This window comes from uncultured Draconibacterium sp., from assembly GCF_913063105.1.
In the GTDB taxonomy this organism is placed as follows: Bacteria; Bacteroidota; Bacteroidia; order Bacteroidales; family Prolixibacteraceae; genus Draconibacterium.
The window spans coordinates 174,761-198,346 of the sequence record NZ_CAJXYQ010000002.1 but is presented as its reverse complement, the minus strand read 5'-3'; the positions used below and the strand labels follow the sequence as shown (position 1 = coordinate 198,346).

At 40.9% G+C, this 23,586-nt stretch carries 16 protein-coding genes; 7 read left to right on the top strand and 9 right to left on the bottom strand.

The genetic code is table 11. The features are described 5' to 3' along the window. The first annotated feature begins 158 nt into the window (after positions 1–158). The 3 genes from QZ574_RS02465 to QZ574_RS02455 all read left to right on the top strand — a co-directional run bounded on the left by QZ574_RS02465 (position 159) and on the right by QZ574_RS02455 (position 4,840). Entirely contained in the window at positions 159–1,595 is a 1,437-nt protein-coding gene (locus QZ574_RS02465) for a Do family serine endopeptidase (RefSeq protein WP_297086422.1), read from the top strand. Between the two features lie 112 nt (positions 1,596–1,707). Beyond that, positions 1,708–2,568, top strand: coding sequence for an RNA polymerase sigma factor RpoD/SigA (locus tag QZ574_RS02460; RefSeq protein ID WP_297086420.1), 861 nt, complete (start codon positions 1,708–1,710; stop codon positions 2,566–2,568). Between the two features lie 169 nt (positions 2,569–2,737). Next, positions 2,738–4,840, top strand: a complete 2,103-nt coding sequence (locus QZ574_RS02455; protein WP_297086418.1) for an amino acid permease — start codon at positions 2,738–2,740, stop codon at positions 4,838–4,840. A 28-nt stretch (positions 4,841–4,868) separates the two neighbouring features. Here the strand turns inward: QZ574_RS02455 and QZ574_RS02450 are convergent, their stop codons facing one another. The 7 genes from QZ574_RS02450 to QZ574_RS02420 form a co-directional block, all read right to left on the bottom strand. Continuing rightward, positions 4,869–6,122: a cation:proton antiporter gene (locus QZ574_RS02450; protein ID WP_297086417.1), complete on the bottom strand. Its 1,254-nt coding sequence runs from the start codon at positions 6,120–6,122 to the stop codon at positions 4,869–4,871. A 114-nt stretch (positions 6,123–6,236) separates the two neighbouring features. Continuing rightward, a complete protein-coding gene (locus tag QZ574_RS02445) occupies positions 6,237–7,778 on the bottom strand; it encodes an alpha-L-fucosidase (RefSeq protein ID WP_297086414.1) in 1,542 nt (513 codons plus the stop codon). A 100-nt stretch (positions 7,779–7,878) separates the two neighbouring features. Then, on the bottom strand, positions 7,879–8,226 hold the full coding sequence (locus QZ574_RS02440) for an L-rhamnose mutarotase (protein WP_297086412.1): 348 nt from the start codon (positions 8,224–8,226) through the stop codon (positions 7,879–7,881). Positions 8,227–8,332: 106 nt separating this feature from the next. Next, positions 8,333–9,631: an L-fucose:H+ symporter permease gene (gene fucP, locus QZ574_RS02435; protein ID WP_297086410.1), complete on the bottom strand. Its 1,299-nt coding sequence runs from the start codon at positions 9,629–9,631 to the stop codon at positions 8,333–8,335. A 119-nt stretch (positions 9,632–9,750) separates the two neighbouring features. Next, entirely contained in the window at positions 9,751–10,836 is a 1,086-nt protein-coding gene (locus QZ574_RS02430; protein WP_297086409.1) for a mannose-1-phosphate guanylyltransferase, read from the bottom strand. A gap of 153 nt (positions 10,837–10,989) precedes the next feature. After that, positions 10,990–12,126 (bottom strand): adenylyltransferase/cytidyltransferase family protein, encoded by a 1,137-nt coding sequence (locus QZ574_RS02425; protein WP_297086407.1) that lies wholly within the window; start codon positions 12,124–12,126, stop codon positions 10,990–10,992. Between the two features lie 233 nt (positions 12,127–12,359). Beyond that, positions 12,360–13,334, bottom strand: a complete 975-nt coding sequence (locus QZ574_RS02420; protein ID WP_297086405.1) for an NAD-dependent epimerase/dehydratase family protein — start codon at positions 13,332–13,334, stop codon at positions 12,360–12,362. A gap of 195 nt (positions 13,335–13,529) precedes the next feature. Between QZ574_RS02420 and QZ574_RS02415 the strand changes: the two genes are divergently transcribed. After that, positions 13,530–14,546, top strand: a complete 1,017-nt coding sequence (locus tag QZ574_RS02415) for a LacI family DNA-binding transcriptional regulator (protein WP_297086403.1) — start codon at positions 13,530–13,532, stop codon at positions 14,544–14,546. 6 nt (positions 14,547–14,552) lie between these two features. Here QZ574_RS02415 and buk read toward each other — a convergent pair whose 3' ends face one another. Together buk and QZ574_RS02405 are read right to left on the bottom strand one after the other, a co-directional pair. Continuing rightward, positions 14,553–15,632: a butyrate kinase gene (buk, locus tag QZ574_RS02410; RefSeq protein ID WP_297086401.1), complete on the bottom strand. Its 1,080-nt coding sequence runs from the start codon at positions 15,630–15,632 to the stop codon at positions 14,553–14,555. An 8-nt stretch (positions 15,633–15,640) separates the two neighbouring features. Continuing rightward, a complete protein-coding gene (locus QZ574_RS02405) occupies positions 15,641–16,561 on the bottom strand; it encodes a phosphate acyltransferase (protein WP_297086399.1) in 921 nt (306 codons plus the stop codon). 593 nt (positions 16,562–17,154) lie between these two features. Between QZ574_RS02405 and acs the strand changes: the two genes are divergently transcribed. The 3 genes from acs to QZ574_RS02390 all read left to right on the top strand — a co-directional run bounded on the left by acs (position 17,155) and on the right by QZ574_RS02390 (position 23,553). Next, positions 17,155–19,110 carry an acetate--CoA ligase gene (acs, locus tag QZ574_RS02400; protein ID WP_363313388.1) on the top strand — a complete coding sequence of 652 codons (1,956 nt, stop codon included), beginning with the start codon at positions 17,155–17,157 and terminating at the stop codon, positions 19,108–19,110. A 148-nt stretch (positions 19,111–19,258) separates the two neighbouring features. After that, positions 19,259–20,563 (top strand): OFA family MFS transporter, encoded by a 1,305-nt coding sequence (locus tag QZ574_RS02395; protein WP_297086397.1) that lies wholly within the window; start codon positions 19,259–19,261, stop codon positions 20,561–20,563. A 293-nt stretch (positions 20,564–20,856) separates the two neighbouring features. Then, complete coding sequence (locus tag QZ574_RS02390; protein ID WP_297086395.1) at positions 20,857–23,553, top strand: bifunctional acetate--CoA ligase family protein/GNAT family N-acetyltransferase; 2,697 nt, start codon at positions 20,857–20,859, stop codon at positions 23,551–23,553. Positions 23,554–23,586 lie beyond the last annotated feature (33 nt).

Here is a 23,586-nt window from a genome sequence, read left to right as displayed (position 1 = left end):
GAATGATTTGTTTTTAACTTTTTAACAAAGCACCTATCAGGGTGTTAAATTATGCAAAATAGACGTACAGCCCAAGGGATAAGCAAAACAGTGGCAGTAAATTTGCGTTCTTAATACACCGAAAAAGAAAACAAGAACGTATTTTAAAATTTTAAGTTATGAAAAAAGTAGGAAGAATTTCGCTGACATTTTTACTTGTAATTGCAGGTGCTTTTGTTGCCGTTTGGGCTTACAGTACATTTTTTGATAAAACACAGGTTGTAACTATAAAAGAAGAGCAGGCTGCCCGCTATATTAATCTACCCGCCAACAGTGAACAACAACTACCCGATTTAACGTTTGCCGCTCAAAAATCGGTACATGCTGTAGTACACATTGCCACACAATCGGTTCGTACCGGCCAGTGGTCGAGCGGAAATCCATTTCTCGACGAGTTTTTTGGTTTAAGAAGCCAGCCGGAGGTACGCCAGGGCTTTGGTTCTGGTGTTATCATGTCAGAAGATGGATTTATAATTACCAACAACCACGTAATTGAAAATGCCCAGAATATAAAAGTAATTTTAAACGATAAAAGAGAATTTGAAGCCCGACTGGTAGGTGCCGATCCATCTACAGATATTGCTTTGCTTAAGGTAGAGGCAGAAGACTTACCCTATTTAACTTATGGTAACTCCGACAACCTGCAGCTGGGAGAATGGGTATTGGCCGTAGGAAATCCCTTTAATCTTACATCAACAGTTACTGCTGGAATTATTAGTGCGCAAGGTCGTAATTTAGGAATCAACCAAGACCAGTACCGCATTGAATCATTTATTCAAACCGATGCTGCCGTAAACCCGGGAAACAGTGGTGGTGCACTTGTTAACCAGCAGGGAAACCTGGTGGGAATCAATACTGCGATTGCTTCGCGTACGGGGTCGTTTACCGGTTATTCGTTTGCTGTTCCCGTGTCAATTGTAAAAAAAGTGGTTGAGGACCTGAAAGAATTTGGTGAAGTGCAACGTGCATTACTGGGAGTAAATATTGGTGACGTAAATGCCGAAATTGCCGAAGAACTGAACCTTGACAAGGTTGAAGGTGTTTATATTGGTGGAGTTGTTGAAAACGGCGCAGCTAACGAGGCTGGCTTAAAAGAAAAAGACGTTATCATTAGTGTTGATGGTGAGAAAACAAAAACAGCCGCCGAGCTTCAGGAAAAAGTAAGTCAGTACCGCCCGGGAGACGACGTAGATATTGTTGTAATTAGAGACAATGAAAAGAAACAATTTACCGTTACCTTACGTAACAAACACGGCGACACCGAGATTGTGCGCGACAACATGACAGTTTTGGGCGCCGAATTTGAAGCCGTAAGCAACAATGTTAAACAAGAATTGGGAATCAGAAGCGGTATAATGATTACCAAATTAGAGAAAGGAAAACTAAAAGATGCCGGCCTCGAAAAAGGTTTTATTATTACTTCGGTAAATAAAAAGCCTATTTACGAAGTTGGCGATTTTAAGAGAGAAGTAGGAAATGCGAGAGGAGGAATATTGGTTGAAGGCGTTTATCCTAACGGAGAATCAGCATATTATGTTTTTGGCCTGGAAAACTAAAAACCCAGAGCTACAACCTTTAATTTTGTATTAATAACAAAATACGATGTGCTTTCTCCTTGACCATTAGTTATTAATGTTCTATATTTGCACGATTTTTTAAGGATTACATATGAGACAACTAAAGATCACCAAGTCAATCACTAACCGTGAAAGTGCCTCTTTAGATAAGTATTTGCAGGAAATTGGTAAGGAAGAGCTGATTACTGTAGAGGAAGAAGTGGAGTTAGCACAGCGGATTAAAAAAGGCGATCAGGCGGCTTTGGAGAAATTAACAAGAGCAAACCTTCGATTTGTAGTATCGGTGGCAAAGCAGTACCAAAATCAGGGACTTAGCTTACCCGACTTAATTAACGAAGGAAACCTTGGTTTGATTAAAGCAGCCGAAAAGTTCGACGAAACCCGCGGTTTTAAGTTCATTTCTTACGCAGTATGGTGGATTCGCCAATCTATTCTTCAAGCGCTTGCAGAGCAATCGCGTATCGTTCGTTTGCCATTGAACCAGGTAGGTTCGTTGAACAAAATCAACAAAGCATTCTCAAAATTTGAGCAAGAACACGAACGCAAGCCCTCGCCGGAAGAATTAGCAGAATCGCTAGAATTACCTGCAGATAAGGTTGCTGATACTTTACGAGTATCTGGCCGACATGTGTCGGTTGATGCACCTTTTGTTGACGGAGAAGACAACAGTCTTCTTGATGTTTTGGTAAATAACGATTCGCCAAACGCCGACAAAAGCCTTATCATGGAGTCGCTGGCTAGAGAAATTCATCGCGCGTTAGCAACATTGACTGAGCGAGAAAGTGACATTGTAAGACTATTTTTTGGCATAGGGTGCCAGGAAATGACTTTGGAGGAAATCGGTGAACGATTTGGATTAACCCGCGAAAGGGTAAGGCAGATAAAAGAAAAGGCTATCAGACGATTACGACATACATCGCGTAGCAAATTATTAAAATCATATCTGGGCTAGTAGAGAAAAAGGTTGTCAAAAAAAATTGGCAACCTTTTTTATTCTCAATACCATATAACTCTTACCCCCTGCTTTTGCAACAGTCCTATTCCGAGATGTTTTACGACAGCTAAACTTTTTATTCCACTTAACTGTATAAATATTACATAAGTAGAAATAAAAAGTACAGATGAAGTTAAAAAAGGAACTGGGATTATTTGATGTATTTGCCATAAGCACCGGGGCTATGTTTAGCTCTGGGTTCTTTTTGCTCCCCGGAATTGCATCGCAATATACCGGCCCCTCGGTCATTCTGGCCTACTTTCTTGCCGGCATATTAATTATGCCAACCATGTTTAGCATTGCCGAAATTGCCACCGCCCTGCCGCGTGCTGGCGGAACCTACTATTTCCTCGACCGAAGTTTGGGCCCAATGTTTGGTACAATTGGGGGCATTGGAAAATATATTGCATTGTCGTTAAAAACGGCTTTTGCATTGGTTGGTATCGGTGCCTACACCTCCATTTTTTGGGATATCCCCATAAAAGAAACGGCAGTATTTTTTGCTTTTGTTTTCACAATAATCAACATTTTTGGAGCAAAAAAATCATCCGGCATTCAAAAGATTTTTGTAATTATTTTACTGGTTACTATCGGGCTATTTATAGCCGAAGGATTGCGGGCCATAATCTTTTCGTCGTCAGCTGAACCCGTGCAAATTGCCGACAATTTTGACACCTTTTTCACTCACGGTACAAAAGGACTTATTTTTACAACAGGCTTTGTTTTTGTTTCCTACCTGGGATTAACACAAATTGCCAGTGTTGCCGAAGAAATCAAACGACCAGAGCGAAATATTCCACTTGGCATGGCTTTATCGCTTGCGGTAATAATGTTTATTTATGTTGCCGGTGTTTACATTATTGTTGCCGTGGTGGATAAAAATACGCTGGCAAACGACCTGTCGCCTGTTGCCACTGCTGCCGAACAACTTTTTAAGTGGCTGCCTGCAAAAATCGGACTCTACCTTATCATTGTTTCGGCCATTTTAGCCTTTGCTTCAACCGGAAATGCAGGAATGCTCTCTACATCGCGCTATCCGCTTGCTATGAGTCGCGATAAACTTTTTTCGTCCTATTTTAAATCTATCAGCCGCTTTGGCACTCCAATACCGTCAATAATTTTAACCGCTATTCTTATCATACTTTTTATACTCTTTTTAACTGAAGAGGGTATTGTAAAATTAGCCAGCACCTTTCAGCTTATCATTTTTATTGCCATCAATTTCTCGGTTATCGTTTTTCGTAACAGTAAAATTGCATCCTACGATCCGGGATACCATTCGCCACTTTATCCTTTTATGCAAATTTTTGGTATTCTGACATCGCTTGGCCTTATGTTCTTTATGGGTGTTTGGCCCGTTGTTTTTACCCTGTTTACCATTTTTATCACCTATTTGTGGTACCGCTTTTACGTAAGGCAGCGTGTAAAACGGGAAGGAGCAATTTTTCATTGGTTTGCCTTGCTGGGCAAGCACCAGCATGATGAATTGGAAAACGAATTTATGACTATTCTTCGGGAAAAAGGATTGCGTGAAGATGATCAGTTCAACCAAATGCTGGTAAGGGCAAAAATTAGCCGTTGCACACAGACAGCCCACTTTGATGAAGTTATTGAAACCGTTTCCAAATCGTTTGCACAACGGTTGAATATTGCTGAAGAAAACCTACGCAAAGAATTCACAAATACCAGTCCCATTGATTCGTTGCTAACTGTTCAGGGTGTTTCATTTCATTACATGATTCATCAGAATATTGACACCCCAATGCTACACATTGTTCTTGCAGAGCAAGAGATTACAAAAACCGTTCGAAAAAATAATGACGAAGAACAGGAAGCAATTAATGTTTTTTTCTTTTTGGTTCATTCTGACCAAAAACCAAAATTACAACTTCGAATTCTGAGTGGGATACTGGACCTTGCTGAACGCGATTATTTTATAAAAGATATGCTCTCGTTTAAGACTGACCAGGAACTTATTGAATATCTTTTACACGATAAACAGTACATTTCATTTGCTCTAAAGAAAGAGAACGAAAGCAGTAGTTTTATTGATAAAAAACTTATGGATATAACCCTGCCCAACAACGTGCTGGTTGTATTTATCGAGCGTGGTTCAGAGGTGTTTGCCCCCAAAGGAAAAACAATTCTTAAAGAAAATGATATTTTAACCATTATTGGTGAAACCAACTCGATTAACACCTTGTACGATAGGTATATCTTAAAGCAGTAGTAAAATAAAAGGTTACCGCCTAAAAGTTTTAGAGCGGAATTTCCTTCACTTTACCGTCAGCTTCCAATTGGGTTGAAGAAGTAGATTCATTTTCAGCACGACCCGACGATTTTCTACCTGTCAGTACCAATGCCCATCCCATGATGATATTGGTAACAATAATTACCACAAACAAAATTCCCTTTTGAAATCCGTTAATCCTTAGCGATTCGGGAATAGCAAAAAACAATAAAATTGATATTAATCCGCGGGGGGCTAACCAGGTTTGTGGCATGGTATTCTTCTGTTCTACTGAAAAGTAAAGCAGGTAGCGAACAAGGTATGAAATAACCAAAAATATAAGACTAATTGACCATACCCGCCAACTGATTAAGCTAGTCAATGGTAAACTAATTCCGAAAACCACGAAAAAGAAGGTGCGCACCAGGAATGATGTTTCTTCAGTAATCATTTTAAACTGATCGAAAACACTGTCGACACGCGAATCGCTTAACCACTTTTTTAAACGACCAAAAAGCAGTACAGTGTGGTTGCGCAACAGCAAGCCAAACATTAATATGATGATGAGTGATGAAAGATGAAATAATTTTCCAACGGAATACAACAATACCAATACGGCCAGAAAGAGGAAAAATTTTGCTTTCCCCCTGATACTTTGTATGATGTACAACAACAAATAACTCAGAATTACAGAGATAACGAGGGTAATAAAAATATTACTACTAATTACCAGGGTAAGTTGTCGCATGCCCTCAACATGCAAATTTTCTATAATCATATAAAAAATCATGATTCCCAAAATATCAGAAAAGGTACTTTCGTAAATCAGAAATTCCCGGTTATACTCCGACAAATGCGACACACTTGGAATAATAATCGCACTACTCAGAATCGACAAGGGCAATGCGTAAACATAAGCCGAAATAAATTCAAGCTCGGGGATAAAAAGTAAAATGATAAACGAGATTGAAACTGATGTAAACGCCAACGAAAGTGTTGCAATGGTGAATGATTTCCATATAATTGGCCATTTTTCCCGTTTTAGCTCCAAATCAAGAGCAGCCTCCAGCACAATCATTATTAAGCCAACAATTCCCAATATTTCAAGGGTTTGCGAATAATCGGGTTCCATTTTAAAATAATGCAACAATTGCTGAATTCCAACACCCAAAATAATTAAAAGTAAAACACTGGGAACTTTGGTCTTTTTACCAAGAATATTGGTGAAAAATGATATAATAACAATTACGCAGAGGCCAATTAAAAACAGATATGCATTCATTCGTTGATTCTTTGGGTTTGAAAATATAGAAACATATAAAAACGGCATTTGTTTTAACAAAAAAAGCCACCCCAAATAACTGAGGTGGCTTACATTTACTGTAAGGTATTTTTCTTAAAATTCTATTTTAAAAACAATGGCCATATCATCAACAGATTGGGTAGGAGTTTTAACTTTCAAACCGGTATCGCTAAGTTCAAAATCGATGGTTTCGTTACATCCCAGCAGGCTAACATTTTTAATGGCTTTGGCATTTTGCCACTCATTTTTCGAGAAAGCCTCAAACAAAACCTCCTTGTTTGCACCTGGCCATCCCAGTATGGTGGCGTAAACATTGCCGTTGTTGGTGGTATAACGCACGTCATTTTCCGAATATTTAATTTTTAAAAAGGCGGCATGGTTTTTAAAATGGCCTTCCGGTTCTTTTGTTGGTCCTTCGCCAAAAGTATACCAGGGTCTGGTGCCGTAAATGGCCTCGCCATAGTTTTCCAACCACCTGCCCATTTTTAACAATACTTCTTGCTGATCAGCAGGAATTGTACCATCAGCTTTAGGCGATATATTGAGCAACAATACCCCATTTTTACTCACGATATCGATGAGCACATGAAGCAAGTCGGCTGCCGGTTTAATTTTTAAATCCTGCGTGTAACACCAGCTACCGGTTGATACAGTTTCATCGGTCATCCACGATTTTTCTTCGAGCTTGTTTTTTCTCGATTTCTCTAAATCATCAACAGAACATTCTAAAGGCAGATCGTTTTGTTTGCGCACAATAACCACTTCCCTGCCCCATTTTTCAGCTTCGTTCAGGTAATAAGCACAAAACTTTTGGCGGTAGTTTTCAGGTACCTGATCCAGCCACGAATCAAACCAAATGATATCAGGCTGATACTTATCAATAACCTCTTTAAGTTTTCCAAACCACACTTTTTCATTCCATTCGTCTTCGGGGATATTTCCGTACAAATAATTCAGTTTCTTATCGTCGACAGTAGGTGGCATACCATCAAACAAAGGATAATGACTGTGACGGAATGCTCCGCGAGAATTATCTTTATTATTAGCAATCTCCTCTGCCTCTTTACCTTTGTAACGCTGTAATTGTTTGGCATGATGAAATGTTGTAATAAATTTCATGCCTTTACCTTTAATGGCTTTTTCCAGTTCTCCGGTTATATCGCGGCCAGGGCCAGTGTCTTTGGTATTCCAGGGTGTGATTTCACTATCCCACATCGAATAACCATCGTGGTGTTCGGCAACCGGGCCGGCAAAACGGGCACCTGCTTTTTCGAATAATGTTGCCCACTCTTCAGCATTGAAATGTTCGGCTTTAAAAAGTTCTGCGAAATTATGGTAACCAAATTCCGAAGGATGACCATAAGTTTCCAAATGGTGCTGGTATTCTTTTGTTCCCTCAAAATGCATCCATCGCGGATACCACTCGTTACCAAAGGCCGGAACAGAATAGATTCCCCAATGAAAGTAAATTCCTAATTTAGCATCCTGAAACCACTCGGGTTCTTCGTTGTGTTTAGCCAACGATTCCCAGTTTTCCTGGTACTTCAGAGGTTTTTGTTCTTCGATTGTTTTTTTGGAAGATGAAACACATCCTAAAAGCAATACAATAGCTGCTAACAACGAAAAGATTTTCATTTTTTAGGTTTTTGTTGGTTATAAATAATTGGTATTAAGGCGCGTTGTTTTTGTCAGTATATTATTGAGTAAGAAAACGGGCGAGCATAGCCTGGTCAGGTTATAAGCCCATTTTATAGATGCGTTCCATGAGTTGCCACTTCTCATCGGCTGAAGCCTCAGCACTGGTTTTCTGAAAACGCGAAACATATGCTTCCCATTCCGACTGACGCGGCTTGGTTGCCAGTTCTTTCATTGCCGAATCATGATCAAAATCGGGCACCGTATCCATTATCATAAACAGCTGAGTACCCAAAAGATAGATTTCCATATCAACTATACCCACATCACGCATGCCCTGAGTAATTTCGGGCCATGCCGCACCGGGTGCATGAACTTTTTTATACGCTTCAATTAATTGCTTATCATCTTCGAGCTTTAATGCTTTACAATATCTTTTTTGTTCCATTCGGTTTTAATTTTCTTGGTAATGCTTTTGCAAATTGGAGTTGAATAAAAGAACCTGATACCTTGGCTAAAAATGAATCCCGTATCAGGTTCTATTTCGATTTTTCTTAATTAATTTTTAGCGCCTTGTACGACCTGCGTCCGTATATTGCAATAACTACAAAGCAAATTAACGGAAGAATAAACGAGAAATTAACGGCAGGAAGCGGGCCAATTGTTCCCTGGTCGATAATTAGGCCTTGTAAAGGCGGCATTAAAGCTCCGCCAACAATTGCCATTACAAGGCCGGCTGCGCCAAGTGTAGCATCGTCGCCAATATCTTCAAGGGCAATACCGTAAATAGTTGGAAACATAAGAGACATAAAGGCCGAAGTAGCTACCAGTAGGTACAGTCCCATCATTCCCTGAATAACAATTACACCAGCAATGGTACACATGCCTCCAACGGCAAAAATAAACAGCATTAAACGCGCATTTAAATATTTCATTAAAGCTGTACTTATAAAACGGCTACTTAAAAAAAGCACCATGGCAACAATGTTATAGCGTTGGGCTTCTGCTTTTGAAATACCCAGGTTATCGGCATATTGAATAATAAATGTCCAGCACATAATTTGTGCGCCAACATAAAATACCTGTGCAAGTACTCCTTCGCGGTAAATTTTATTACTTATTAGTCGTTTAAACGAATCCAAGGCGTGAATTTCGTGGTCGGCACTTTCGCGTTTAGGCATCTTTGCCACAGCAATAACTACCAGCATTAGTATAACCACAAAGCCAAGAATAACGTAAGGGTCGCGAATTGTTGCCAAATCCTGGGTTCGGATAGCCGCTTTTTCTGCTGCTCCCAACGAATCGAATAACAGATTTCCCGCCTCATCACGTTCATCGGAAACCAGGGCCGGAAGCACAACCTGCGAGGCTACGATCATTCCCATTAGCGACCCCATTGGATTAAACGATTGCGCCAAATTTAAACGCCGCGTTGAGGTTGCTGGGTCGCCCATTGACAAAATATATGGATTGGCTGTAGTTTCAAGAAAAGCAAGGCCAAAAGTTAAAATGTAAAGCGATACCAAAAAGAAACCAAACATTTCGTACTGCGCCGCCGGAAAAAACAACAAAGCACCCACGGCATAAAGGGCCAAACCGATAATTATACCTAGTTTGTATGAATATTTTTTGATGATGAGGGCTGCAGGAATAGCCATAGTTGCGTAGCCGCCGTAAAAAGCTGCCTGTACCAATGCTGCTTTGGCATTTGATATTTCCATTACGGTTTTAAATGCCGCAACCATTGGGTTTGTTAAATCGTTTGCAAACCCCCAAAGCGCAAAAATACTGGTTATCAGAACAAAGGGAACCAACACTTTACGCTCGACTACAATCTTTTTTAGGTCGTTCATTTTTTTAATTAGTTAAACTGGTTATTAAGCTATTGATTAGTTCGCATTGTGTTTGGATGAAAATAAAGTCCGGATTCAACTGAGGTATAAACTTCAGCTAAACCCGAACATTTTGTAAGTTATAAGTATTGTGATTTGTTATCTGCTTTTAGTTGTTCTACTATTTTTTTGATGTCTTCAGCATTTTCGCGTTTACAAACTAATGTTGTGTTTCCGTCTTTTACTACAATAACGTCTTCCATTCCAACTACTGCCACAACATTATCATCTTCGGCATACACATAAGAGTTTTTTGTATCAAGAAACATGGTATCGCCCGAACCTGCATTACCGTTTTCGTCTTTCTTTTCGTCAGCAAGGTATACCGATTCCCAGCTGCCCAGGTCGTTCCAATCAAAGTTTCCTTCAACCAGGTAAATATTTTTTGCATGCTCCATTATACCATAGTCAACCGAAATACTTTCAACTGCCCGGTAAATGGTATCAAGGGTTTGCTCGTAGCTGTCTTTTCCAAATTCGGCCTGAATTTTTCTTAAATCCGAGTATAATTCAGGAGCAAACTCTTCAACTGCTTTCAGAAACACGGATACCTTAAATACAAATAATCCACTATTCCAGTAGAAACCACCCTCTTGCAGGTATTTTGTGGCCGTCGCTTCATCTGGTTTCTCCACAAAACGTTCAACTTTAAACTGCTTTATCTTTTCAGTTCCGGTTATGTTGTCTGCTGTTTGTACATAACCATATCCGGTTGCTGCATAAGTTGGAGTGATTCCAATGGTTACAATTCCATCCTTTTCGTCGGCAATTTTTGCGGCCGCCAGTACGGTGTCTTTAAAAAGCGAATTATTTTTTATAAGATGATCTGAAGGAGAAACAACCATAATCCCGTCCGGATTTTCGCGTTCGGCAAACATGGCGGCCAAACCAATACAAGGTAAAGTATTCCGTCCAACAGGTTCGTAAATCAGGTTGTTTTTAGGCAGCATTGGTGTTTGTTCTTCCAACACCTTTGCCTGTGTTGCACTTGATACAATATATATTTTTTCCTCTTCAGAAAAGGTAGCAAAACGTTTTATTGTGTCTTGCAATAAAGAGTCGTCTCCAAATATATTCAGGTACTGTTTTGGTTTTACAGTTTTGCTTCGTGGCCAAAATCGTGTTCCTGAACCGCCAGCCATAATTAGGGTGTACAAATCTTTCATATTATTTAAATTGTTTGTTTTCGAATGTACCAAATAGTTATTAAACCAAATTAATGGTTTTTGCTACCTGTACGGTACACTAAATAAATCGTTTTTTACCTGCAATGTAATAAATTGCAGCGACACGCCGGGGCATGTCGGTTTTAAATAACATTAAAATCTGATTTTAACCTTAATCGTTCCTTCAACCTGTTCCTCCGATGGAAAAACAATGTAACCACCGCCACTTCCCGATGTTATAGCACCCGAGTATTTTGAGAAATAATTGCTTTGCATTTCTTCCATTACCCAATCAGGCACGGTGTAGGGTAGCATTTCGCTCCAACACATAAACGATTCTTTCATTGATTCGCCCAACTGTTTTACATCTTTTTTAAGAATAGCATCGTAACAAGCTTTCCCCGACTCGCCAAGGCGTTTAATAATTTTTGGATCAAGATTTTCTTTCAGTAATGGATTATAACCCTCCGGACGAGGCTGAAGTGGTGCAAAATTAAGCACTGATGAAAGCCACTCGCAGGTTTCAGGATCAACGGTATTTTCCAGGTTATTTGGCCAGTATTTTCCATCGTAATCAATACGTGTTACACCGGGTACCAATAAACCAATATGGTCTTGTGTACCTGAAATGTATTCTGATCCGGGAGGATTTTCGGCGCCAAACAACAACTGTGCGTTACGCACGGGGTCTCCATCAGGGTATTCATCGCCCCATAGTTCAAGCGCTACTTTTCGTGAGCTTGTTGCCATACCCGAGCGGTCGTTAAAATCCATGGTAGGATACATTTGAGCCACTACCACCGAGCCGGCACATTTCTCCGAAACCCATGGTTGATCCATCCAGCCACCAGCCAAACAAACACGGTACGGAAATTTTAATTCTTTTTTAGAGCTGGAGCTTGACCGTGCAGGCAGTCCTTCTTCCGGAATGCGTTCGAGCACAAGCAATTCTACACCATTTTCTTCGCAAATGCGTTTTTTACCTTCAGTAAACCCGTCGCTGTTAACTACAAAAATATCGGGTTTCAGCTCCTTCATATCCGGTTCAAAATCAAGCATTCCCGATCCGGAAGCTACATTTGCTTTTTCAACATAGCGAACCGCACCAACCATATATTTTCTTTCTTCCTGCGAGAAATATGGTGCTTTGCCTTTAAGCAATTTAATGTTTTGGTCTTGTCCAACGTAGGCATGAACTTTACCATATTGTGCAGCGGTTTTAAAAAAGGTTATATGGCCGGCATGCAACAGGTCGTAGCAGCCGCTTATCATTACAATTTTATCGCTCATTATTTTTTAGATTTTGAGTAGTGAGTATTAAGTATTGAGATTGGTGTAATGAGTAGTGAGAATTCGATTCTTATAATTCTGCATTCAAAATTGTAAGTACCGTGCACTCCTTACTCGGTACTATTAACTCATTACTAATAATCTGATTCTGAAAAAACCCCTCTCCTGCATGCGAAGAGGGGAAATAAAAAAAGCCTCAATCCGGGCAAACCGGAAAGAGGCAAATATTATAATTATCCTTTTTTAGCAACCATTTGCTCTTTAATCCAATCGTATGTTTTCTTCATACCATCGGCAAGCGGATAGGCAGGTGCCCAATCAAGGTATTCTTTAATCAATGTATTGTCTGAGTTACGGCCACGAACACCTTTTGGTGCATCCAAATCGTAAGTTCTTTTAAGTTTGTAACCGGCAATGTCTTCAACAATATCCACCAATTGGTTAATCGACACCATTTCGTCGCTACCCAGGTTAATAGGCTCTTCAATTCCGCTGTACATTATTTTCAAAATTCCGTCTACACAATCATCAATGTACATAAACGAACGAGTTTGTTCGCCATCGCCCCAGATAATGATTTCGTCTTTTCCGTATAACTCACCATCAATTACTTTACGAGCCATTGCTGCCGGTGCTTTTTCGCGACCGCCATCGTATGTACCGTAAGGACCATAAACATTGTGGAAACGAGCTACACGTGTTGTTAAACCATAGTCTTCCATAAAGTGACGACACATTCTTTCTGAAAATAACTTTTCCCATCCGTAACCGTCTTCGGCCAATGCTGGGTATGCATCTGCTTCTTTTAGTCCAGGATTATTTGGATCGGTTTGTTTTTCGCCGTTGTAAACACAAGCCGAAGAAGCATAAAAGAAACGGGTTGCTCCCAAATCGCGGGCTGCCATAAGCATGTGTGTGTTAATTAAAACACTCAACATACATTCTGCCTTGTTGTTCTCGATAAAACCCATACCACCCATATCGGCAGCTAAGTTGAAAACTTCGTTGTAACCGTTAACGGCAGTGTAGCAGTTTTCTTTGATGTTCAGGTCTAATACCAGGTTATCACAATCATCGTGTACCTGGTACCATTCTGTTAATGGTTTTTTATCAACCGCACGTACATCGTAACCCATATCTTTTAAACGTCTTGCCAGGTGTCCTGCAATAAAACCACCAGCGCCTGTAACTACTGCTCTTTTTTTCATGATTCTAAATTTTTAATGTTTTTTTTGATGTTTTTAATTTTCTTTCCGATGCAAAGATTAGCATTCTGCAAAAACCCTGCAATAGCAAGCTTTACAGCAGTTCTACGCAAAGGTTTTCGCAAAGCTTTGCGGTGAAATAAATGTGTTCCAAAACATAAATTTTGTTTACCTTTACAATGTTATAATTAACAATAAATGGGGAAAAGACACATTTCATTAAAAGACCTTGCCAACGAACTGGGCGTTTCCATATCCACCGTTTCCAGAGCCTTAAAAAATCATCCCGACATTAGTCCGGAGATGACAAAAAAAATCAAAGCCCTTGCCGAGGAACGTAATTACACGCCTAATCCGCTGGCCATGGGTTTATTGCGTCAGCAAACAAAAATGATAGGTGTAATTGTTCCGGACATCAATACGCACTTCTACTCGTCCATCATTTCGGGTATTGAGAAGGTAGCGAAAGAACACGGCTATTTTATTGTTATCAGCTCATCAAACGAATCGATGGCAAAGGAAATTGAATCGGTAAAAAACCTGCAACGCTCAAGAGTGGAAGGGTTTATTGTATGCCTGAGCCAGGAAACAAATGATTTTTCGCACTTTGATCAACTGATAAAAAACGAAATTCCGCTGGTATTTTTCGACCGTGTTTGTGAAGAGCTCGATGTATCGAACGTATTGGCAAACGGACAAGATGCCACAAAAAAGATAACCCAGCATTTTTATGAAAACGGTTGCCGAAGAATCGCTTACATCTCAGGCCCCGAACATCTGAATATTTCGCAAAACCGCAAAGTTGGCTATTTAAACGGATTAAAGGAATGTGGGTTGGAATACGACGAAAACCTGCTGGTACATTGCAACCTGAGTATTAACGATGCCAAGGAGGCCACCAGGAAATTATTACGTTTGGATGGAAAACCAGATGCTATTTTTGGGGTAAACGACACCATTGCTTTTGCTGCCATGTTGGAAGTAAAAAAACAAGGTTACAAAATTCCTGATGATATTTCGCTGGCCGGTTTTACCGATGAGTTTCATTCCATTGTTGTTGATCCTCCGTTAACATCGGTTAGCCATCCCACCTTTCAAATGGGAGAAGAAGCTGCCCGCTTATTTTTCGAATCGCTTAAAGAAGGAAAAAACCTGAATAAAAAGGTAATGTTACCCATTGATTTGGTTGTTCGCCAATCGTCATTAAGAAAATAAGTCCTTTTAAACAACCGGGTTGTAGGTTTTTGCTTCAATTTCGCCTTTGGCCACACGCAAAGCATTTGAAGCCAAAGCTTCCAACTCGTCTTCACCCGGATACACAAAAACAGGGGCAATAAAGCCTGCTTTGTTGCTGATATAAGTTTCCAACTGCTTGTTGTAAGCCAGCCCGCCAGTTAGCAAAATACCATCTACTCGCCCTTCCAATACAACTGCCATCTCACCTATTAGTTTAGCCACCTGGTAAAAAAGCGCCTCCTGAATTATTCGGGCCTTTTCATCTCCATTACCAACTCGTTTTTCAACTTCCAGCGCATCATTAGTGCCCAGATATGCTACAAAGCCACCCTCGCCAACTACCATTCGGCGTACCTGTTCTTTTGAAAACCCTCCACTAAAACAAAGGTCAATTAACTGGCCAACGGGCAGAGATCCCGAGCGTTCCGGACTAAAAGGTCCTTCTCCATCAAGCGCATTATTTACATCAATTACCCTTCCGTTTTTATGTGCCCCAACCGAAATACCTCCGCCCAAATGCGCTACAATTAAGCGCATACTTTCATATTTTCCCGCAACCTTTTGAGCATGTAATCGAGCTGTAGCTTTTTGGTTTAATGCATGAAAAATAGATTGTCTTTTAAACCTTGGATGACCGGCAAAACGTGCTACCTCATCCAACTCGTCGGTAACCACCGGGTCGGCAATATATGCTTTGGCATTTGGTATTTGCAGGGCAATATAATCGGCCAGCATTCCGCCCAAATTGCTGGCATGGTGCCCCATAATTCCTTGCCGTAAATGCTCAAGCATAAGGTTGTTTACCTGGTAAACACCCGATTCAAGCGGATAGGTTAAACCTCCACGCCCGATTATAATTTTTATGGCATCAACTTCTATTTTAGCTTCCACCAAAGCGTCAATAATTACTCCTTTTCGGAACGCGAACTGATCGATAATATTCTTATAACGAAGCAGTTGCTCCAGCGGATGCCGGATAGTTTGAGTAAAAACACATTCTTTTTCGTTATAAACGGCAAATTTTGTTGAGGTTGATCCCGGATTTATGGCTAATACCTGATGCATAAAATTAATTAACTTATACTTGCCTGGTAACTTACTATTGATGCAAGCGCTACGGAGTTTAACTTGGTTTGCCGGCTATCGCCCCTTGATGAAACAACCACCGGCACTTTTGCTCCGGCAATAATCCCCGACATTTCGCCTTTGGCCAGCTTCGAATTGGTTTTATAAAATACATTGGCAGCATCAATATTCGGGAATAACAAACAATCGGCATCACCGGCTACCGGCGAGGTAAATCCTTTCACTTCGGCCGCCTCGCTATTAATAGCCACATCAAGCGCCATCGGCCCATCAACCAGGCCTCCTTCAATCTGACCATGCTCAGCCATTTTGGCTATGGTTGCTCCATCCATACACGACTGAATGGAAATAATAATCTGCTCTGTTGGTGCAATTACCGCCACTTTGGGCTCATTAATCCCTAATGACTTTGCTGCGCAAATAAGGTAATTGGTCATCAGAATTTTTTGTTTTAAATCAGGATAAGGAAGAACCGCTGCATCGCTAAAAACCAATAGTTTGTGATAATTTGGATTATTAACAACCGAAATATGGCTTAAAGTTCCTTTCGAGGGAACAAGGTTAAACTCCTTTTTCAATAAGGTTCGCATAAACTTATCGGTTGAAACCATTCCCTTCATTAAAACGTCGGCTTTTTTCTCGTGAATAAGTTCAACTGCCTTCTCTGTAGCTTCACTCAACGAATTGGTATGGTAAATCTGATAATCAGAACTATCTATTCCCAGTTTTTTACACGATTCCTCAATTTTAACTTTATCACCCGTCAAAATTGGCGATACAAAACCCATTTCAACCGCATCGTGTAAGGCTTCAAGTGTAGTTACATCAACACCGTTAACAGCAACCACTCTTTTGGGTTCCTGTTTTTTTACTACTTCAAGAAGTTCGTTAAAGTTGTTTATTCTCATTGTGCGATTTTTTTACCGAAGGTACGGCTCCTGATGTTTACAAGCGATAACTTTTCTCAGTTATTTTTATGTTGTAAACCATCCTGAAAAATTTTAAACTTAGAAATCGTATTTAACGAATTATCAACTGGTTTGAATTTGATATAAATTGCTTCATAAAACTTGGGTATTGCCATTAAACTTGCTTCCTGCGAAATACGATACAATTAGATTTACTGAATATACAAAAGTCCGATGAAAGAATGAGTGAAAATTATAAGAGCAGATTTGTTTAAAATTAAGGAAAAAACCTGTTTTTATCAAAAACGACTATATGTTTTACAATCAACAAGATAGTGTTTTACAATATATTAAAATCTTTTAAACTAAACTGATTTTATACTATTTTCAAAAGCTGAAATATTAAGTTGTTTTCTATGTTCAACTTGATTTGTTTAATACTACCATATCGAATATTTCAACCTTCCTTCGACAATTCTTACGAAGCAAATATAATTGGGAATAACCACAACTTATTTTCAACAGGACAAAACCGTGCAAACGGCATTTTTTAGGGCTTCCGTAATTTTAATTACGGAGTTGTTTTAACTCGAATCATTTTCTTAATTAACCAAAAGATAGCTGCTATGGTAAATAAAATCACAAGTTTAGCCGAGTACTTTCAGAAGTACAAGGAAAGTGTGGCTGACCCCGATGCTTTTTGGGGAAAAATAGCCGAAAGTCATTACTGGCAAAAAAAATGGGACCAGGTGCTTGATTACAAATTTGAAGGAGAGGGAGCTCCGGATGTAAACTGGTTTGTAAACGGCAAACTCAACATCACTGAAAATATTTTTGAACGTAACATGTTTATGCGAAAAGATCAGGTGGCCATAATATGGGAACCCAACGACCCAAAAGAGCCCGAAATAAGGCTCACCTACGGCGAACTGTTCGATAAAGTAAAACAGTTTGCTAATGGCTTGAAAAAAATTGGTGTGGAAAAAGGTGACCGTGTGGCACTTTACCTACCAATGGTGCCCGAGCTGGCCATTGCAATGCTGGCATGCGCCCGAATTGGAGCAATTCATTCCATTGTATTTGCCGGCTTTTCGGCTACTGCATTAGCCGATCGTATAAATGATGCAGAAGCAAAAGTGGTAATTACTTCTGATGGAGGATTTAGGGGAACAAAATCAATTCCCTTAAAAAGTATTGCCGACGAAGCAATGGAAAACTGCCCATCGGTTAAAACCGCAGTTGTTTTAAAAAGAACAGAAGAGGATATAAACTGGACTGAAGGACGAGATATTTGGTGGCACGATTTAGTTGCTGGCGTTGATTGCGAAAACAAAGCAGAAACGATGGATGCTGAGGATGTGCTATTTATCCTTTACACTTCAGGATCAACCGGTAAGCCCAAAGGGGTTGTGCATACCACTGCTGGTTATATGGTTTATGCCGAATACACCTTTAAAAATGTATTTCAATACAGCGACGGAGATGTGTACTGGTGTACCGCGGATATTGGCTGGGTAACCGGGCATTCATATATTGTTTACGGGCCACTGCTTACCGGTGCCACATCAATAATGTTTGAAGGAGTGCCTACCTGGCCTGATGCCGGCCGGTTTTGGGAAGTTGTGGATAAGTATAAAGTAAACCAGTTTTATACTGCACCAACGGCAATTCGGGCACTGGTAGCCCAGGGCGACCAATGGGTTACAAAATACGACCTGAGCTCGTTAAAAGTACTTGGAACAGTTGGCGAACCGATTAACGAAGAAGCCTGGCGCTGGTACCACGATTTGGTTGGAAAAGGGCGCTGCCCCATTGTAGATACCTGGTGGCAAACCGAAACCGGCGGAATAATGATTACCCCGCTGGCCGGAATTACACCAACCAAACCCTCTCTTGCTACTTTGCCATTACCGGGTGTTCAGCCCGTATTACTCGACCACGAGGGAAATGAATTGAAAGGTAATAGCGTGGAAGGAATACTTTGCATGAAACACCCCTGGCCGGGCATGTTGCGCACTACCTGGGGCGATCATCAACGGTGTTATCAAACCTACTTCTCCTCTTTCCCGGGGTATTACCTAACGGGTGATGGCGCCAAACGTGACGAAGAGGGGTACTATCGGATAATAGGTCGGATTGACGATGTTATCAATGTTTCAGGTCATCGTATTGGTACGGCAGAAGTTGAAGATGCCATAAACCAACATCCTAAAGTAGTTGAATCTGCAGTGGTGGGATATCCGCACGAAATTAAGGGGGCAGGAATTTATGCCTATGTAATTTGTGAGGAAATGACCGACGCGGAACTGGAAAACATTGAAGCTGAAATTCGGGCAACGGTAAACAAATTTATCGGACCAATTGCTAAACCCGATAAAATTCAAATTGTTAGCGGCTTGCCTAAAACCAGGTCGGGAAAAATTATGCGACGCATATTACGCAAAATTGGCGAAGGCGACGCTACCAATCTTGGCGATACATCTACCTTACTCGATCCGGGCGTTGTTGATGAAATTATTGACGGTGCAAAAGTTGAAGTAAAACGATAGCTTTTCCTAAACAGACATCTTCAATTGAGGATGTCTGTTTCTTTTCCAACCAAATTCACCCCAACAACTATAAATGAATTTTGGGTACTATTTGGGTATTTTTTGTACCCTGAAGCCTGACAATAAAAAACTAACAAATCAAAACAAAATGAGAGGACTAAAAATAACAAACCGCTGGGTTGTGGTAGCTGGAGCAATACTTATACAGCTTGCTCTTGGAGCTATTTATGCCTGGTCGGTTTTTACAAAATTATTAACCGACACCAATGGGGAATATGGTTTTTCGGCCACACAAACAGCTTGGGTATTTTCGCTCGGACTTGCCACTTTTGCTGTAGTAATGGTATTTGCCGGCAAATGGCAGACCAAATCAGGGCCAACCATCGTTGCGTTTACCGGTGGACTTGTTTTAGGTGCCGGATATGTTCTTGGAGGTATATTTGGCAATTCCTTTATCGCCCAGCTGCTGTGTATTGGCTTTTTGGGCGGAGCCGGAATAGGCCTGGCATACGTAGTTCCGATAGCAGTAGGTGTAAAATGGTTTCCCGATAAAAAAGGAATGATAACGGGTTTAGCGGTTGCTGGTTTTGGGTTTGGTGCTACCATTTGGGTAAAACTTGCAGGCTCGTGGTTTGGCGGGCTGTTAAATACCACACATTTATTTGAATTACCCGGTGTACAAAGTGTTTTTGTCATTTACGGTATCGCCTTTGCTGCCATGGTTTTACTGGGTTCGTTGGTTATGGTAAACCCTCCGGCAGATTATAAACCCACTGGCTGGGAACCACCGGCTGAGACTGGGACAAAAGCATCAGGAGGTATTGAGTTTGACTCAAAGCAAATGCTGCATACCAAACAATTTTATGCCCTTTGGGCGGTATTCATTTTTTCGGCATTGGCTGGTTTAATGGTTATCTACTGTATAAAACTTTTTGGCATTGATGCCCTGGAACATAACGAAGTAAAAAATGCAGGCGTTATAACCGGAACAGCCATGGCCTGGTACGCCATATTTAACGGCCTTGGCCGAATTGTTTGGGGCATGATTTCCGACAAATTAGGACGAAAAAGAGCCATCTTTTTTATGACCGTATTGCAAGGAGTAATTATGCTGATGATATATCACATTTTTATCCGATATGGCCATACAGCAGGTTTTATAGCAAGTGCTTGCATTATTGGATTTAATTTTGGCGGAAATTTTGCACTGTTTCCGGCCATAACTGCCGATTTTTTTGGAAATAAAACCGTTGGCAAAAACTACGGATGGATGTTTACTGCCTACGGAATTGCAGGGATTGCAGGCCCACAGCTGGCAGGTTATTTTAAAGATGCAGCAACAGCATCGTCGGGTCCAATTGTTTGGATGACTCCTTTTATTGTAGCCGGAGTTGCATGTTTAATCGGCAGTATTATTATTTTGCTTACAAAACCACCAAAGCGATTTCAATGATAGTGAAGCGCCCAAAAGGCGCTTTTTTCTATTAAAATGATGATTACAACAACGCGTATGCTTAAAAACAGCGAAATTTTCAATTGTTCTACAGCATAAATTTTCTTAAAAACACCGCAACAAAACCATTCAAACAACTTACTAACTGCACATTACAACAACACAATGAAAAACATATCGCGAAATAACATATTTTAGAAGCTGGTATTTTTTCATGAAATTTATATCGAGAATCAACCAGTTTGAGGTGCAAGACTGTAGTTAGCACCCAAAAAGACCAAAAATTTTGAAATATGGCAATTAAAAAACTTGATAGTATATTCCGGCCAAAACGCATCGCGCTGGTTGGAGTTTCAAATAACCCCGACAGTGTTGGCGGAATAACACTTCGTAATCTTGTTGGAGGAGGTTTTAATGGTGTAGTTTATCCGGTAAATCCAAAACGCGAGGCGGTGTTTGGTATTCCTTGTTATCCGGATGTAAAAAGTCTTCCGAAAACTCCCGACCTGGCAGTTATTATGACATCGGCCCAGGCCGTACCACAGTTGGTAAAAGATTGTGGCGAGGCTGGCATTCACGGGGTCATCATCATGTCGGCAGGATTTAAAGAATCGGGCGACGAAGGCAAAAAACTTGAAGCTCAGGTAAAAGCAGAAAAAGCAAAATTTCCGGACATGCGAATTATCGGGCCAAATTGCTTAGGAATACTTGTTCCCGGGCTGAATATGAACGTGAGCTTTGCTTCAGGAATGCCCAAAAAAGGTCATGTAGCTTTTATTTCGCAATCCGGAGCACTTTGCACCTCCGTTCTTGATTGGGCTTACGAATCAAATATTGGATTCTCCAACTTTGTTTCCATTGGTAACTCCATGGATGTAAGTTTTGGCGACCTGATAGACTACTTTGGCCAGGATCCAAACACAAAATCCATCGTTCTTTATGTAGAATCAATTGCCGATGCCCGCACTTTTATGTCGGCGGCAAGAGCTTTCTCGCGCGAGAAACCAATTATTGTATACAAGTCTGGCCGTTATCCCGAATCGGCAGCTGCAGCAGCCTCGCACACCGGGGCAATGGCATCAGAAGATTCAATTTACGATGCTGTTTTCAGAAGAGCCGGACTGGCCAGGGTGTTAGATTTTGGAAATATTTTTGATTTTACCGACCTCGTAGGCCGTAAAAGAATTCCTAAAGGTAATCGCCTGGCTATTGTTACCAATGCCGGTGGCCCCGGAGTTATGGCTACCGATTCGCTAATCTCGATGGGAGGCAAACTGGTAAACTTATCAGAAGAGACCATGCAAAAACTGAATGATTACCTGCCACCTTTCTGGTCGCATGGCAACCCGGTGGATGTATTGGGAGATGCAACACCACAGCGTTTTGCCCGGGCAACAGAAATAGTGCTGGAAGATAAAAAAGTAGATGCAGTTTTGGTATTGCTTACCCCGCAGGCCATGACCGACCCAACTGCAACGGCAAATGCGATAGCCGAAATGGCTAAAAACACCACAAAATCGGTAATGGCAGCGTGGCTTGGAGGAACTGCCATGCGCGAAGGCATTCAGATATTAAACCAGAACGGAATTTCAAACTACCCCGCTCCGGAGCAAGCCATCAGGGCATTTATGACCTTGTCTGATTATTCGGAAAACCAACAAATGCTTTACGAAACACCACGCGAAGTACCCCTTTCGTTTCAATACGACCGAAACGAACTGCGAAAAAAATACCTGAGCGAAGTATTTCCAAAAGCCAAAATACTTAACGAAGACGACTCGAAAATGCTGGTTAACGAATACGGCATTGCCACCACTCACCCTACACCTGCTGCTACAGAAGACGAAGCCGTAAAAATTGCGGGGAAAAAGGGATATCCGGTTGTATTAAAAATTTACTCGCCCGATATTACGCATAAATCAGATGTTGGCGGTGTGGCTTTAAATATTGAAAATGAGGAGATGGTAAGAGCCACCTTCCGAAATATGATTAAAACTGCCGGAGAAAAGCGTCCTGATGCCAAAATTGAAGGCGTTACCGTACAAAAAATGGTTGACACCAAAGATGGCATTGAACTGATTATTGGTACCAAAAAAGATCCGGTTTTTGGAACGGTAATGCTGGTAGGCATGGGCGGTACAACAGCCGAACTGTTTAAAGACAAACGATTGGAGTTTCCGCCACTAAACGAGCGACTGGCCCAACAAATGCTGAAATCGTTAAAAATTTATCCCTTGCTAAAAGGCTGGCGTGGCGATGCCCCAAAAAACATTGAGAAGCTGATTGAAGTGCTCATTCGCATGTCGTACCTGGCAGCCGATTATCCTGAAATTGAGGAACTGGATATCAATCCGCTAATTGTAACACCAAAAGATGTTATTGCACTGGATGCCCGTATTGTTGTTGATGAAGAAATACTGGCAAGTCCGGCAAAAGAATACTCGCACCTGGTAATGCGACCTTATCCCGAAAGCTTAATTTCTGATGCAACCCTGCGCGATGGAACGCCCATCACCCTGCGCCCCATACGCCCCGAAGACGAACCCATGTGGCTGGAGTTGCTGGGCAGCTGCTCAAAAGAATCTATTTATCACCGCTTTCGTTACGATTTTTATTTTGATTCGCATGAGGTAGCTTCGCAGTTTTGTTTTATCGATTACGATCGTGAAATTGCCATTGTTGCCGAGCACGAAAAAGAAGACGGCAGTAAAGAACTTATTGGCGTAGGGCGTTTAATTGCCGACCCCGATGTGGAAATTATGGAGTACGCAGTGCTAATCACCGACAAATGGCAAAAGAAAGAATTGGGCTATACCTTAACCAGTTACTGTTTAGATATTGCCAAATCACGCGGAATAAAAAAACTGGCTGCAGAAACCACCCGCGATAACAAACCCATGATATCGGTATTCAGGAAATTGAATTTTAAAATACGTTTTAACGAAGATACTACCGTTTCAGTATCAAAACTACTTGAACCGGAAGAATAAAGACCAATACAAATAGAAAATAGTTATCTCCCG

Bases quoted from the DNA above. Each gene is read 5' to 3' on its own strand.
- QZ574_RS02465 (WP_297086422.1), top strand. From the start codon at position 159: ATGAAAAAAGTAGGAAGAATTTCGCTGACATTTTTACTTGTAATTGCA.
- QZ574_RS02460 (WP_297086420.1), top strand. From the start codon at position 1,708: ATGAGACAACTAAAGATCACCAAGTCAATCACTAACCGTGAAAGTGCC.
- QZ574_RS02455 (WP_297086418.1), top strand. From the start codon at position 2,738: ATGAAGTTAAAAAAGGAACTGGGATTATTTGATGTATTTGCCATAAGC.
- QZ574_RS02450 (WP_297086417.1), bottom strand. From the start codon at position 6,122: ATGAATGCATATCTGTTTTTAATTGGCCTCTGCGTAATTGTTATTATA.
- QZ574_RS02445 (WP_297086414.1), bottom strand. From the start codon at position 7,778: ATGAAAATCTTTTCGTTGTTAGCAGCTATTGTATTGCTTTTAGGATGT.
- QZ574_RS02440 (WP_297086412.1), bottom strand. From the start codon at position 8,226: ATGGAACAAAAAAGATATTGTAAAGCATTAAAGCTCGAAGATGATAAG.
- fucP (WP_297086410.1), bottom strand. From the start codon at position 9,631: ATGAACGACCTAAAAAAGATTGTAGTCGAGCGTAAAGTGTTGGTTCCC.
- QZ574_RS02430 (WP_297086409.1), bottom strand. From the start codon at position 10,836: ATGAAAGATTTGTACACCCTAATTATGGCTGGCGGTTCAGGAACACGA.
- QZ574_RS02425 (WP_297086407.1), bottom strand. From the start codon at position 12,126: ATGAGCGATAAAATTGTAATGATAAGCGGCTGCTACGACCTGTTGCAT.
- QZ574_RS02420 (WP_297086405.1), bottom strand. From the start codon at position 13,334: ATGAAAAAAAGAGCAGTAGTTACAGGCGCTGGTGGTTTTATTGCAGGA.
- QZ574_RS02415 (WP_297086403.1), top strand. From the start codon at position 13,530: ATGGGGAAAAGACACATTTCATTAAAAGACCTTGCCAACGAACTGGGC.
- buk (WP_297086401.1), bottom strand. From the start codon at position 15,632: ATGCATCAGGTATTAGCCATAAATCCGGGATCAACCTCAACAAAATTT.
- QZ574_RS02405 (WP_297086399.1), bottom strand. From the start codon at position 16,561: ATGAGAATAAACAACTTTAACGAACTTCTTGAAGTAGTAAAAAAACAG.
- QZ574_RS02395 (WP_297086397.1), top strand. From the start codon at position 19,259: ATGAGAGGACTAAAAATAACAAACCGCTGGGTTGTGGTAGCTGGAGCA.
- QZ574_RS02390 (WP_297086395.1), top strand. From the start codon at position 20,857: ATGGCAATTAAAAAACTTGATAGTATATTCCGGCCAAAACGCATCGCG.